Source organism: Sphingomonas sp. Ant20 (assembly GCF_000783375.1).
GTDB lineage: Bacteria > Pseudomonadota > Alphaproteobacteria > Sphingomonadales > Sphingomonadaceae > Sphingomonas > Sphingomonas aerolata.
In genome coordinates, this window is record NZ_JRVI01000033.1 from 1 (window position 1) to 12,397 (window position 12,397).

The 12,397-nt window shown below is 67.2% G+C and carries 6 protein-coding genes and 3 pseudogenes; 6 read left to right on the top strand and 3 right to left on the bottom strand.

What is annotated here, in order from left to right; translation table 11 throughout:
• Positions 1-223: 223 nt before the first annotated feature.
• On the bottom strand, positions 224-1,375 hold the full coding sequence (gene queG / locus NI18_RS06275; RefSeq protein ID WP_037528828.1) for a tRNA epoxyqueuosine(34) reductase QueG: 1,152 nt from the start codon (positions 1,373-1,375) through the stop codon (positions 224-226).
• Between the two features lie 38 nt (positions 1,376-1,413).
• Here queG and NI18_RS06280 point away from each other — a divergent pair, with 38 nt between their 5' ends.
• The 4 genes and pseudogenes from NI18_RS06280 (at position 1,414) to msrB (ending at position 5,472) form a co-directional block, all read left to right on the top strand.
• On the top strand, positions 1,414-2,331 hold the full coding sequence (locus NI18_RS06280; protein ID WP_037528830.1) for an ATP-binding cassette domain-containing protein: 918 nt from the start codon (positions 1,414-1,416) through the stop codon (positions 2,329-2,331).
• Positions 2,328-3,560, top strand: a complete 1,233-nt coding sequence (locus NI18_RS06285) for an ABC transporter permease (RefSeq protein WP_037528832.1) — start codon at positions 2,328-2,330, stop codon at positions 3,558-3,560. The genes NI18_RS06280 and NI18_RS06285 overlap by 4 nt, the downstream gene beginning before the upstream one ends.
• Positions 3,561-3,702: 142 nt before the next feature.
• Positions 3,703-4,904 (top strand): annotated as a pseudogene (locus tag NI18_RS06290) (cytochrome P450).
• 62 nt (positions 4,905-4,966) lie between these two features.
• A pseudogene (msrB, locus tag NI18_RS06295) lies at positions 4,967-5,472 on the top strand (peptide-methionine (R)-S-oxide reductase MsrB).
• Positions 5,473-5,485: 13 nt separating this feature from the next.
• Here msrB and NI18_RS06300 read toward each other — a convergent pair.
• Positions 5,486-6,100 carry a CHAP domain-containing protein gene (locus NI18_RS06300; RefSeq protein WP_084215060.1) on the bottom strand — a complete coding sequence of 205 codons (615 nt, stop codon included), beginning with the start codon at positions 6,098-6,100 and terminating at the stop codon, positions 5,486-5,488.
• Positions 6,101-6,444: 344 nt separating this feature from the next.
• On the opposite strand from NI18_RS06300, the pseudogene NI18_RS06305 reads away from it, so the two are divergent.
• Positions 6,445-7,232: pseudogene (locus NI18_RS06305) on the top strand (SDR family NAD(P)-dependent oxidoreductase).
• A 162-nt stretch (positions 7,233-7,394) separates the two neighbouring features.
• Here NI18_RS06305 and NI18_RS06310 read toward each other — a convergent pair.
• Entirely contained in the window at positions 7,395-9,653 is a 2,259-nt protein-coding gene (locus tag NI18_RS06310) for an NADP-dependent malic enzyme (RefSeq protein WP_031394701.1), read from the bottom strand.
• Between the two features lie 151 nt (positions 9,654-9,804).
• Between NI18_RS06310 and mutS the strand changes: the two genes are divergently transcribed.
• On the top strand, positions 9,805-12,384 hold the full coding sequence (mutS, locus tag NI18_RS06315; RefSeq protein ID WP_037528836.1) for a DNA mismatch repair protein MutS: 2,580 nt from the start codon (positions 9,805-9,807) through the stop codon (positions 12,382-12,384).
• The last annotated feature ends 13 nt before the right edge of the window (positions 12,385-12,397 follow it).

Consider the following 12,397-nt stretch of genomic DNA (forward strand, 5'->3'; position numbering starts at 1 on the left):
CACCGGCGACGGCGCGACCGGGACCGGCGCGACGGGCAGCGGGTCGACGGCCTGCACCGCCAGCGCGGCGACCATCGTAGCAGTGGAAAATGCCAACATATGCAATCATCGCCCCTTGGACCGCCACCGCTGTCCGCATTGCCCCCGCAAGGCAAGTCTCGAATGCGCGCCCCTACACCGGCGTCGTGAATAATTTCCCCTGTCGCGCGTCACTTGGCCCGCGTCAGCTTAAGTTCGCCCGGTCCCATTCCGCGCGGACGCCGTCGTCATTTTCGCCGCCACGACGATCCGCCTTCTCGGCCGCGAATCGCACCGCGTCGAGTCGCGACAACGCCCACACCGCCGTCCCGCGGACCACCGGCGCCGGGTCGCCCAGCAACGCCGCGACGCCCTCCGACAAGGCCGGATCGCCACTATTCCCCGCAGCGATCAACGCGTTGCGGACCATCTTGTCGCGCCCGATCCGCTTGATCGGCGATCCGGCAAAGACCTGGCGGAATCCCGCATCGTCGAGCGCGATCAGATCGGCGATCTCGGGCGCGACCAACTCGGCACGCGGCGCAAAGGCGAGATTGGCGTTCGCGGCGGCGGCGAACTTGTTCCACGGGCACACCGCCAGGCAATCGTCGCAGCCATAGATGCGGTTGCCGATACCCGCCCGGAATTCCTCAGGAATTACCCCCGCATGCTCGATCGTCAGATACGAGATGCAACGCCGCGCATCGAGCCTGTAGGGCGCCGGAAACGCATCGGTCGGGCATGCGCGCTGGCACGCGTCACAGCTCCCGCACAGATCCCGACCCGCGGCATCGCCCTTCAGTTCGAGCGTCGTGTAGATCGCACCGAGGAACAGCCAGCTGCCCTCTTTCCGGCTGACCAGATTGGTGTGCTTGCCCTGCCACCCCAGCCCCGCCGCCTCCGCGAGCGGCTTCTCCATCACCGGGGCGGTGTCGACGAACACCTTGAGATCGAACGGATATTCGACACCGACCGCGTCGCTTGCGAGCCACCGGCCGAGCGCCTTTAGCTGCCGCTTGATGACGTCGTGATAATCCGCGCCCTGCGCATAGACCGAGATCCGGCCGACCTCGCCTTGCTCCGCCAGCCGCAGCGGATCGTCCTTCGGCGCATAGCTCATGCCCAGCGCGATGACACTGCGCACCGCGGGCCACAGCCCGGCGGGGCTCGCCCGCTGATCGCGCCGCTCCTCCATCCAGATCATGTCGCCATGCCGCCCTTCGGCCAGCCACTGGTGCAGCCGTTCGCCCGCCAGCGGCGCCGCATCCGCGCGCGCGATCCCGCACGCCGCAAAGCCCAGTTCGGCCGCCTTGGCCTTCACGCGCGATTCGAGGTCGGATGGCTTGTCGTCGGGCACGTCCGCCCGCTACCACAGCCGCTCGGCTTGAAGGAAGTTTGCGCGTGGGCGAGGAATGGGCGGTCAAGGCCAGCGGGCTGGTCAAGCGCTTCGGCGACCGGCGGGTGGTCGACGGCGTCGACATCGCCGTGCCGACCGGCGCGATCTACGGCGTGCTCGGCCCGAACGGCGCGGGCAAGACCACGACGCTGCGCATGCTGCTCGGGATCATCGAGCCCGATGAAGGCCACCGCACGCTGCTGGGCTTCGACAGCCCGCGCGACGCCTCGGATCATGTCGGCTATCTGCCGGAGGAACGGGGACTTTATCCCGCGATGAAGGCGCGCGAGGCGATCGCGTTCATGGGCGCGCTGCGCGGTCTCGACTGGAAGACCGGACGTGCGCGCGCGGTCACGCTGATGGAGGGGGCGGGGCTCGGCCATGCGGTCGACGAGAAGATCCGCAAATTGTCGAAGGGCATGGCGCAGCTCGTCCAGCTGCTCGGCTCGGTCGTCCACCAGCCCGATCTGCTCGTGCTCGACGAACCCTTTTCCGGGCTCGATCCGGTCAATCAGGAACGTCTTGAAAAGCTTATCCTTGTCGAGCGCGATCGCGGCGCGACGATCCTGTTCTCGACGCATATCATGAGCCATGCGGAACGGCTGTGCGACCGGCTGGCGATCATCGCCGGCGGCAAGCGCCGGTTCGAGGGGACCGTCGACGACGCGCGCGGCGTCCTGCCCCAGCGCGTGCACTACACCCCGCACCGTCCCGACCCCGCGATCCGCGGCGTGCTGCCCCCCGACGCACTGCCCGATCGCGACGGCTGGCGGTTCGAACTGCCGGGCGGCGGGATCGAGACGCTGCTGGTCCGGCTGATCGACGCGGGATACGGCATTTCCGGGCTCTCGATCGAACGCCCCGGGCTGCACGAGGCGTTCGTGCGAATCGTCGGCCAGCAGGAGGCGCAGCCATGACCCGCTTCCGCCGCACGCTGCGCCAGACCTTCACCATCGCCCGCCGCGATTTCACCGCAACCGTCTTCACCCCGATCTTCCTGCTCTTCCTGTTCGCGCCGCTCATCATGGGCGCCTTCGGGGCGGTCGGCGGGCTCGGCGCGGCCAGCGTGACCGACGGCGCGCAGGACAAGGCGCAGATCATCGCGATCCTCCCCGCCGCCGAGTCGCGTATGATGGCCGAGGCCGACACGCGGCTGCGCGGCATCTTCCGGCCAGGCGAGGGACCGCCCGACCTGACCACCCAGCCGGCCGCCGCCGCCGATCCTGCGGCACAGGCGCGCAACGCCTTCGATCGCAACGATATCGACGCCGCCGCAGTGCTTTACGGCCCGCTCGCGGCGCCGCAGATCCTCTATGGTCCCCGCGGCGACCGCGCCGCGGGCTATCTCGCGACGCTCGCGCAGACCACGCTCGCGGCGCAACAGGCGGGCGGCACGCTGCCCCCCATCGACGTGACCAAGACCCGGATCACGCGGTCGCGCGGATCGGTCGGCGGCCAGCATCAGTCGGCGTTCTTCGCGGTGTTCGGGATCTTCTTCCTGACGCTGTTCCTCTCCGGCCAGGTCGTCGGGACGATGGCCGAGGAGCGCAACAACAAGGTGATCGAGGTGCTCGCCGCCGCGGTCCCGCTCGAATCGGTGTTCTTCGGCAAGCTGATCGGCATGTTCGGCGTCGCGGTGCTGTTCGTCGCCTTCTGGGGAACCGTCGTCGGACAGGTCACTACATTGCTTCCCGCAGGCGCGGCGGCGGCGATCGGCGATCTCCGCCCCGCGGTCGGCGGGCCGATGTTCGCGCTGCTCTTCGCGGGCTATTTCACCATGGCCTATTTGCTTCTGGGATCAGTGTTTCTCGGCGTCGGCGCGCAGGCCTCGACGATGCGCGAGATCCAGATGCTGTCGCTGCCGATCACGATCCTTCAGGTCGCGATGTTCGGTCTCTCGTCCGCCGCGGTCTCGCGCCCCGGCAGCTGGATCGCGACGCTCGCCGAGCTCTTCCCGCTCTCCTCGCCCTTCGCGATGGCCGGGCACGCGGCCAATTCGCCCGAGCTCTGGCCGCACGTCGCCGCCTTGGCCTGGCAGGCCTTGTGGGTGACGATCTTCATCGTCGTTGGCGCACGACTGTTCCGCCGCGGCGTGCTCCAGTCGGGCAGCGCCCGGCCCTTCTGGCGCCGCGCGAAACCGCACTGACACAGGTTGTTGACATCGCTGTCAGTAATTGGTCTCCTGCCCGAAAACAGGAGAGTGATGGGTGGCGACGCTTGCAGGGGACATCACGACGGCTCCGCTTGGCGGCCCCGTAACCAACGGGGCGGCAGCCGGAAAACCCCCGATCGACCCGCTCGATGTCAGTCGCGCGGACCTCTACCGCGACGATGTCTGGCACGCCCCCTTCCGCCACCTTCGCGCGCATGCCCCGGTCCACCATGTCGCGAGCTCGGATTTCGGCCCCTATTGGTCGGTCTCGAACTACCGGGGGATCGTCGAGGTCGAGTCGCTGCCCGACCTCTACTCCTCCGAAGCCGGCGGCATCACGCTCGCCGATTTGACCGCGATCGCGACGTTCGCATGCCGATGTTCATCGCGCGCGATCGCCCGATCCACACCAGCCAGCGCCGCACGGTGGCGCCCGCCTTCACGCCGAGCGAGATGACCCGCATGTCGCCCGACATCCGCCGGCGCACCGCGGAGATCCTCGACGGGCTCGACTGGAACACGCCGTTCGACTGGGTGGACCGCGTCGCGATCGAACTGACGACGCAGATGCTGGCCATCCTGTTCGACTTCCCCTGGGAGGATCGGCGCAAGCTGACCTTGTGGTCGGACTGGGCGGGCGACATCGAACTCGTCAAGAACGAGGAGACGCGCAAGCAGCGGCTCGCGCATATGTTTGATTGCGGGGCCTATTTCCAGACTCTCTGGAACGCCAAGATCGACCGGCCGCCGACCCCCGACCTGATCTCGATGATGATCCATTCGGATGCGATGGCGCATATGGAGCATCACGAATTCATCGGAAACCTGATCCTCCTGATCGTCGGGGGCAATGACACGACCCGCAACTCGATGTCGGCGCTGGCCTATGGCCTCGACGCATTTCCCGACGCCCGCGCCATGCTCGAAGCGGATCCGGCGCTCATTCCCAACGCCGTGAGCGAGATCCTCCGCTGGCAGACGCCGCTCGCGCACATGCGGCGCACCGCAACGCAGGATACCGAACTGCAGGGCCAGTCGATCAAGGCCGGCGACAAGCTGGCCCTGTGGTATCTGTCGGCGAATCGCGACGAGAGCGTGTTCGGGGATGATGCCGACGCGATCCGCGTCGACCGTCCCAATGCGCGCCGTCATCTCGCCTTCGGCCACGGCATCCACCGTTGCGTCGGGGCGAGGCTCGCCGAGATGCAGCTCGCGATCCTGCTCGAGGAAATGGCGAAGCGCCGAATGCGGATCAACGTGGTCGGCGCCCCCACCCGGGTCGCCGCGTGTTTCGTCCACGGCTATCGTTCGCTCCCGGTCGAGATCAGCCGCTACTGACTTTCATCGCCCGCCTCCGCGCGCATCCTGTTCGCGGCAAGGTTCGTACTTATATCATGACCATGACACACACATCGCCCGATCGCCGCACGTTCCTCACGCTCGCCGGCGCGGCGCGGCGGGCTTTGCCCTCTGGGGCTGCTCGTCGCAGTCCGCCCAGGCCGCCGAACGCTTCGAGGTCACACTGAGCGACGCGCAGTGGCGCAAGAAGCTGTCGCCGGATGCCTATAACGTGCTGCGCAAGGAAGGAACCGAGCGACCCTATTCGAGCCCGCTCAACGGCGAACATCGCGCCGGGATCTTTTCCTGTGCCGGCTGCGCGCTGCCCGCCTTTTCGTCAAAGACCAAGTTCGAGAGCGGGACGGGATGGCCGAGCTTCTGGCAGCCCTTGCCCAATGCCGTGCGGACCCGGGTCGATTCGACGCTCGGGATGGCGCGGACCGAGGTGCATTGCCGACGCTGCGGCGGGCATCTCGGCCATGTGTTCGACGACGGCCCCAAGCCGACGGGAAAGCGCTATTGCATGAACGGCGATGCGCTGACGTTCCGGGCGATGGCGGCCCAGTAATCGCTTAACTGGTTCAGCCCGCGTCGTTTACGAGCGTGAAGATGCCGCGCGGGTCGGTCGGGCCATGCTGCACCGTGGCGAGCTGAGCAGCGTTGGCACGCTGCGTTGCGCTCGGCACGCTGACCATCTGGAGCGACGGCTGGGCGGGGGCGTCGAGCATGTCGCCACGCGGTGCATGGCCTGAATAGATGAAGCCCTTGGTCGGATAGGGCGAGGTACCGAGATCGCCCTGCGGCCCGTACCAGACCTTGACCATGCTCCAGTCACCCGCGTCGGACACGTCGATCGCGCGGACATTAGTTTCGATCGCACCGCGGCGCGACCAGTTGGCATGGGTCAAGAGCACTTCGCGGTCGCTGACGACCTTCGAGACCATTGCGACATGGCCGACGCGCATCCGCGAGGTGGGCGAGAAAGCAAGGACGGCACCGGCCTTTGGTGCATGGCCACGCTCGTAACGGCCCTCGGCCTGGCTCCACCAGGTGTTCGCATTGCCACGGATCTCGATGCCCGACACCGAGCGGGCAAAGGTCACGCACTGCCAGAACTGGGCCGCTGCCGGTGTGGCCGTCATCAGGCCGCACGATACCACCAGCGCAAAACGCGCTGCTAACGCCTTGAAATTCATCGAGACCCCCCGGTCAAAACCCGTTCGTCACAGTCTGGCTACGGGAGTGCGGATTTAATTGAAAGGCGTCGCGGAACCATATCCGACGAAGCGTGTTGCCGCGCCGACGAGCCCCTTTTTTAGCCGACTATGCCGCCCTTTTCCGATGCTCTGCCGTCGATGTAGCGGACACGCGCATGCGGGCCGGGATCGTTAGTCCCGCACCCATCAAGAGAGCGCAGGAGGGCCGGCTTTGCGCTAACAGTACGGCGCACCACCTCGTCAAACCACGGCGATTCGAAAAACGGGTTTGCTACGCACGCCGCGCGGCGATACCAGTCGCAAAAATCTCTGGAGGATGCCGCATGGATACGACCACCCTGTTCCGTCTCGACGGCCGCGTCGCGCTGATCACCGGCGGCAGCCGCGGCATCGGCAAGATGATCGCGGCGGGCTTCATCGCACAGGCGCCAAGGTCTATATCTCGTCGCGCAAGGCGGATGTCTGCGAAGCCGCGGCGGCCGAACTTGGCCCCAACTGCATCGCGCTGCCGCAGGACGTCTCGACCGTCGCCGGCTGCAAGGCGCTCGCGGCGCAGTTCGCCAAGCATGAGAGCCGGCTCGACATCCTCGTCAACAATGCGGGTGCGGCCTGGGGCGTGCCGTTCGAGGAGTTTTCGGAAGTTGGCTGGGACAAGGTCATGGACCTCAACGTCAAATCGCCCTTCTTCCTGACCCAGGCGCTTCACGCAGCGCTCAAGGCGTCAGGATCGCGCGATCGGCCGGCCAAGGTCATCAACATCACCTCGATCGACGGCCAGCGCCTAAACCCGTGGGAAACTTACAGCTATCACGCGTCGAAAGCAGCGCTGATCTATCTGACCAAGCGCATGGCCGCGCGGCTCGTGACCGATTCGATCAACGTCACCTCGATCGCCCCCGGTGCGTTCGCCAGCGACATGAACAAGGCCGCCCGCGATCACGGCGACGCTGTCGCGCAAGGGATCCCGGCCAAGCGGGTCGGCGTCGACGAAGACATGGCCGGCGCCGCAATCTACCTCGCCAGCCGCGCCGGCGATTACGTGATCGGCGAGACCATCACCGTCGACGGCGGCCTCGTCCACGCCTCGCTAGGCACGAGCATCGACGCTTGATCACAAACCCCTCTCCCCTCGGGGGAGAGGGAGGGCCCCGCCGCGCAGCGGTGGGAGGGTAAGGGACAGTTGGGACTCACCGTCCGAGCCTCAAACCCCTCACCCTTCCCACGGCAAGTGCCGCGGGGCCCCTTCCCTCTCCCCCAAGGGGAGAGGGAGAGTTCACCGAGCAATCCCACCCGCGGCGAGCACCGCCAGCGTCACCAGCTCGCTCGCCGTGCTCGTCATCGGCGCGACCTGCACCGGCTTCTCCATGCCGATCAGCATCGGCCCGATCACCGAATCACCACCAAGCTCGCGCAGCAGCTTGGCCGAGATATGCGCCGACTGAAGACCCGGCATGATCAGCACGTTCGCCGGCCCGGACAGTCGCGCGAACGGATAGTTCGCCAGCTGCTTCGGGTTGAGCGCCACGTCCGGCGCCATCTCGCCCTCATATTCGAATCCGACCTGACGGCCGTCGAGAACCGTCACCGCGTCGCGGATATTGTCGAGCCACTCGCCCTTCGGATTGCCGAAGTTCGAATAGCTCAGGAACGCGACGCGCGGCTCATGCCCCATGCGACGTGCGACCGCTGCGGTCTGCTCGGCGAAATCGGCGAGCTGTTCGGCGGTCGGGCGCTCATTCACCGTGGTGTCGGCGATGAACACCGTGTGGCTCTGCCCGACGAGCAGGTGGATGCCGAACGGCGTCTTGCCCGCGGCCGGATCGATCACGCGGTAGATCTGGCGCATCGTCTCGCCGTACGTGCGCGTGATGCCGGTGATCATCGCATCGCCTTCGCCGAGCTGCAGCAGCAGCGCACCGAAGATGTTGCGATCCTGGTTCACCATCCGCTCGCAGTCGCGCCGCAGATAGCCGCGACGCTGGAGCCGGGCATAGAGCAGCTCGACCATCTTCGGCACGAGCGGCGAGACGCGGCTGTTGTGCAGCTCGAAGCTCTCGGGATCGGTGACGCCCAGCGCGCGCAACCGGTCCGGAACGTCGTCGCGGCCGACCAGCACCGGGGTGCCATAGCCGCCCTCCTTGAACGCGATCGCCGCGCGCAGCACGACCTCTTCCTCGCCCTCGGCGAAGATCACGCGCTTGGGATGCGCCCGCGCGCCCTCATAGGCCATCGACAGCACCGAGGTGGTCGGGTTGAGACGTGCGCGCAGCGACTGGCGATACGCCTCGATGTCGAGAATCGGCTTGGTCGCGACGCCCGATGCCATCGCCGCCTTGGCGACCGCGACGGGAACGACCTCCATCAGCCGCGGATCGAACGGCGCAGGGATGATATAGGCAGGGCCGAAGCTGTGGCTGACGCCGTACGCCAGCGCGACCTCCTCGGGCACACGCTCGCGCGCAAGCTCGGCGATCGCATTGGCTGCGGCGATCTTCATCGCGTCGTTGATCCCCGTCGCGCGGACGTCGAGCGCACCGCGGAAGATGAACGGGAAGCACAGCACGTTATTGACCTGGTTCGGATAATCCGACCGTCCCGTCGCGACGATCGCGTCGGGGCGCGCAGCCATCGCCAGTTCCGGGCGAATCTCGGGCTCGGGATTGGCCATCGCGAAGATGATCGGCGCGGCCGCCATGTCCTTGACCATCTCGGGCTTGAGCGCGCCTGCCGCCGACAGGCCGAGGAACACGTCCGCGCCGACCAGCGCCTCGGTCAGCGTCCGCGCGCTGCTGGTCGTGGCATGTGCCGACTGCCACTGGTTCACATCGTCGCGACCCTGGTAGATCACGCCGGTACGGTCGCACATGATGACGTTGTCGGGCCGTACGCCCATCGCCTTCATCAGCTCGGTGCACGCGATCGCCGCCGCGCCCGCGCCGTTGACGACCAGCTTGATGTCGCCAAGCTTGCGCCCGGTCACGAGGCAGGCGTTGATCAGCCCGGCTGCACAGATGATCGCCGTGCCGTGCTGATCATCATGAAATACGGGGATATTCATCCGCTCGCGCAGCGTCTGCTCGATGATGAAGCATTCTGGCGCCTTGATGTCCTCGAGGTTGATGCCGCCGAAAGTCGGCTCCATCAGCTCGACCGCGTCGATGAAGCGATCGACATCCTCGGTCTTCAGCTCGATGTCGATCGAATCGACGTCGGCGAAGCGCTTGAAGAGTACCGCCTTGCCCTCCATCACCGGCTTCGACGCAAGCGCGCCGAGATTGCCCATGCCGAGGATCGCGGTCCCGTTCGAGATCACCGCGACCAGATTGCCCTTGGCGGTATAGTCATAGGCGGTCGAGGGATCGTCGGCGATCGCCTGCACCGGAATCGCCACGCCGGGCGAATAGGCGAGCGCGAGGTCGCGCTGCGTCGCCATCGGTTTGGACGCAATGATCTCGAGCTTCCCGGGACGGCCTTCCGAATGGAACAGCAGCGCTTCGCGTTCGGAGAACTGGAGATTATTGTCGTCGGACATAAGCGGGGCCTCGGGGGTATCTGCAGGGGGAGCCCCTGCCTTTACGGAACGCGTGGCTGTTCGTCACCCCTTGGGAACCCTTCGCAGTGCTATTGGACGTGCGGACGGTTTTCGCTACCCCGCGCCGATGTCCACTCCCGCCGCTACCCCGATGATGACGCAGTATCTCGGCCTCAAGGCCGAGGCGCAGGATTGCCTGCTGTTCTACCGCATGGGCGATTTTTTCGAGCTGTTCATGGACGATGCGCGCATCGCCGCGGCGGTGCTCGACATCGCGCTGACCGCCCGCGGCGAGCATGAGGGCAAGCCGATCCCGATGTGCGGCGTACCAGTCCACGCGGCCACCGCCTATCTCCAGCGACTGATCAAGGCCGGGCACCGCGTCGCGATCGCCGAACAGGTCGAGAGTCCGGCTGAGGCGAAGGCGCGCGGCGGATCGAAGGCGCTGGTCGCCCGCGCGATCGTGCGCGTCGTGACCGCGGGCACGCTGACCGAGGAAGCCTTGCTCGACGCGCGCAGCGACAATTGGTGCGTGGCGATCGGTGAAGCCGGGGGATCCGTCGCGATTGCCGCGGCCGACGTGTCCACCGGCCGGTTCGAGGTCATCGACGTCGCCGATGACGCGATCGGGGCCGAACTTGCGCGACTTGCCGCGGCCGAGATCGTCGTCGCCGAGGCGAGCGGTTTCGCAGAGGCCGCCACGACGCTGCGCCCCAGGAGCGATTTCGATAGCGGTGCGGGCGAGGCACGGCTCAAGCGGATCTACGGCGTCGCGACCCTCGACGGCTTCGGACAGTTCGGGCGGGCCGCACTGGCCGCGGCGGGCGGTCTGATCGCGTATCTCGAACATAATGCGAAGGGCGCGCTGCCCTTCCTGCGGCCGCCGCGAATCGGGCGGGCAGCACAGGTGATGGCGATCGACGCCGCGACGCGGGAAAGCCTCGAACTGACCTGCACCACCGGCGGCGTCCGCAAGGGAAGCCTGCTCGACGCGGTCGATCGTACCGTCACCGGTGCCGGTGCGCGGCTTCTCGGTGCCGATCTCGGAGCGCCCCTGATGGACAAGGCCGCGATCGACGCGCGGCTCGACCTTGTCCGGCTGTTCCATGACGACCAGGCGCTGCGCGAACGGTTGCGCGCGACGCTGCGCGCGCTGCCGGACATCGGCCGGGCGCTCGGCCGCCTCGCCGCGGGTCGAGGATCACCGCGCGATCTTGGCCAGTTGCGCGACGGTCTCGACGGCGCCTGGAACCTGGGGGAGCGGCTCGATGCACTTACCGATCCGCCGCGCCTGCTCAGCGACGTCGCACCGCTGTTGCGCGGGCATGGCAGCCTGATCGACCTGCTCAAGCGTGCGCTCGTACCATCGCCACCGATCGAAGCCTCTGACGGGGGGTATATCGCGGCGGGATATGACGCCGCTCTCGACGACCTGCGCGATACCGGCGCTGGGGGACGCCGCGCGATCGCCGCACTGGAGGCCGAGTTTCGCACCTCGACCGGCGTGTCCGCGCTCAAGATCCGCCACAATGGCGTGCTCGGCTATCATGTCGAGGTCCCTGCACGAGCTGCCGATTCGCTGATGAAGCCCGACAGCGGTTTCACGCACCGCCAGACCCTCGCAGGTGTCGTACGCTTCAACACGCCCGCGCTGCACGATGTCGCAACGAAAGTGTCGCAGGCGGGTGCGCATGCCACGGCGGCGGAGTCGGCCCATCTCGAGGATCTTACCGCGCGGGCGCTCGTCGGCCGCGAGGCGATCGCCGCGACTGCCGACGCGCTCGCCCGGCTCGATGTCGCCGCCGGTCTCGCCGAGCGCGCAGCCGAGGGGCAATGGTCGCGCCCGATCCTGGTCGACCATGCCTGTTTCGAGATCGAAGGAGGCCGACACCCGGTAGTCGAAGCCGCCGTCGCCAAGTCGGGCGACCGGTTCGTCGCCAACGACTGCAACCTGTCGGAATCCTCGCGACTGTGGCTCGTCACGGGCCCGAACATGGGCGGCAAATCGACCTTCCTGCGCCAGAATGCACTGATCGCGGTCCTGGCGCAGGCCGGAAGCTATGTGCCGGCGACCAAGGCCACGCTGGGTCTCGTCGACCGATTGTTCAGTCGCGTCGGCGCGTCGGACAATCTCGCGCGCGGCCGCTCGACCTTCATGGTCGAAATGGTCGAAACCGCCGCCATCCTCGCACAGGCGACGCCGCGCAGCTTCGTGATCCTCGACGAAGTCGGTCGCGGCACCTCCACCTATGACGGCCTCGCGATCGCCTGGGCCGTGGTCGAGGCGATCCACGAGGACAATCGATGCCGCTGCCTGTTCGCGACGCATTATCACGAGCTGACCCGGCTTGCCGAACGCTGCGAGGCGCTGTCGCTGCATCACGTTCGCGCGCGCGAGTGGAAGGGCGAACTCGTCCTGCTCCACGAACTCGCCGACGGGCCGGCGGATCGCAGCTACGGTCTGGCCGTCGCGCGCCTCGCCGGCATGCCGCCGATCACCGTGCAGCGGGCGAAAGCGGTGCTTGCCAAGCTGGAAGCCGGGCGTGCCAAAACTGGCGGCCTGGCGGCGGGGCTGGATGATCTTCCGCTGTTCGCGGCCGCCGCGCAGATCGAGGAGGTGGCGTGCGACGTGCTGCGCGAAGACCTGGCGAAGCTCGACATCGATGCGATGAGCCCGCGCGACGCGCTCGGCGCGCTTTACCGGTTGAAGGCGCTCGCGACCGAGGGCTGAGCGCAAACCCGGC

Excerpts from the sequence above, each read along its gene's own strand:
- NI18_RS06285 (WP_037528832.1), top strand. The coding sequence starts at position 2,328 with ATGACCCGCTTCCGCCGCACGCTGCGCCAGACCTTCACCATCGCCCGC.
- mutS (WP_037528836.1), top strand. The coding sequence starts at position 9,805 with ATGATGACGCAGTATCTCGGCCTCAAGGCCGAGGCGCAGGATTGCCTG.
- NI18_RS06310 (WP_031394701.1), bottom strand. The coding sequence starts at position 9,653 with ATGTCCGACGACAATAATCTCCAGTTCTCCGAACGCGAAGCGCTGCTG.
- NI18_RS06300 (WP_084215060.1), bottom strand. The coding sequence starts at position 6,100 with ATGAATTTCAAGGCGTTAGCAGCGCGTTTTGCGCTGGTGGTATCGTGC.